Annotated in this window: 1 protein-coding gene; it reads right to left on the bottom strand. The window is 75.0% G+C overall.

Annotation, left to right across the window (positions count from 1 at the left end):
* Positions 1-1,412: transketolase C-terminal domain-containing protein (locus D471_RS34165; RefSeq protein WP_017598920.1), on the bottom strand; the 1,412-nt coding region annotated here is incomplete at both ends.

Genomic DNA, 1,412 nt, shown 5'->3' with positions numbered 1-1,412 from the left:
CGGCGCCCCCCAGCCGCTCGGCGGCCTCCTCGATCATCTCCTCGCCCAACAGCACCTGGTCGGCGGCCGGACCCAGGGGGACGAAGCTGTCCATGCTGTTCACCCTGCCCATCGCGCCGCCGAAACCCGCGTCGACGAGTTCGGCGAGCACCGCCTCGGACACGCCCCCCGTGCGGCGGGTCTCGTCGACGACCAGCACCCGGCCCGTGGCCTCGGCCTCCCTGAGCAGGTCGGCGGCGGGCAGCGGGGCGAGCCAGCGCAGGTCCAGCACCCGGGCGCGGATCCCACGTTCGGCCAGACGGCGTGCCGTGCGCAGGCACATGGGCACCCCGTTGGCGAAGGTGACCAGGGTCAGGTCGGCCCCGTCGCCGTAGGTGCGGGCCCGACCGAGTCCGGCGTGCCGCGCGTCCCAGGCGTCCGGCGGCGGGTAGGGGGCCAGCCATCCGCCGTCGCCGGGCTCGTGCAGGTCGCGCGTGTGGTAGAGGGCGATCGGTTCGAGGAAGACGCAGACCCGGCCGTCCTCGCGCGCCGCCGCCACACAGGTGCGCAGCATGTGGGCGGCGTCGTCGGCCCGGGAGGGCGAGGCGATCACGACGCCGGGGATGTCCCGCAGCGCGGCCACCGAGTTGTCGTTGTGGAAGTGCCCGCCGAAGCCCTTCTGGTAGGCGTAGCCCGCGATGCGCACCACCATCGGGTTGCGGTACTGGCCCCGGGAGAAGAAGGACAGCGTGGCGGCCTCGCCGCGGATCTGGTCCTCGGCGTTGTGCACGTAGGCCAGGTACTGGATCTCGGGGATCGGCACGAACCCCGCCAGCGCCGCTCCCAGGGCGGCGCCCAGGACGCTCTGCTCGTCGAGCAGCGTGTCGAAGACCCGGCGCGCCCCGAACCGCTTGCGCAGCCCCTTCGTGACGCCGTACACACCGCCCTTGCGGCTCACGTCCTCACCGAACACCAGGACGTCGCGGTCCCGGCACAGCAGGTCGGCGAGCGTGCCGTTGACGGCCTGGGCGAGGGTCACCGGTCCCTCGTCCTCGGGCAACGCTCCCTTGAACGCCCGCCGCCGGTCGTCCTCGGGCGCGGTGCGCGCGGCGTCGGCGCGCACCTCCCGGGGGCGGTGCGGCGCGAGCGGCGCGGCGACCTCGGCCGCCGACCGGAGCCTGGGCCGGGCGCACGCCTTCTCGGCGAGCTCGGCCACCTCGTCGCGGATGCGGTCGTAGCGGTCGATGACCTCCTCGGGGGTGAGCACGCCGGAGGAGACGAGACGGCGCGCGGTCCCCACGAGCGGGTCGCGCTCCAGGCCCGCCGCGATCTCGGTCCGGCTCCGGTAGGCGGTCTCCACGTCGGACCCGGCGTGCCCCATCAGACGGACGGTCCGCAGCCGCAGGAACGCGGGCGCCCGGTTCCGGCGCACC

The organism is Nocardiopsis lucentensis DSM 44048 (assembly GCF_000341125.1).
GTDB lineage: Bacteria > Actinomycetota > Actinomycetes > Streptosporangiales > Streptosporangiaceae > Nocardiopsis > Nocardiopsis lucentensis.
Note: the sequence above shows the minus strand (reverse complement) of the source record. Positions and strands in the feature narration are given on the sequence as shown.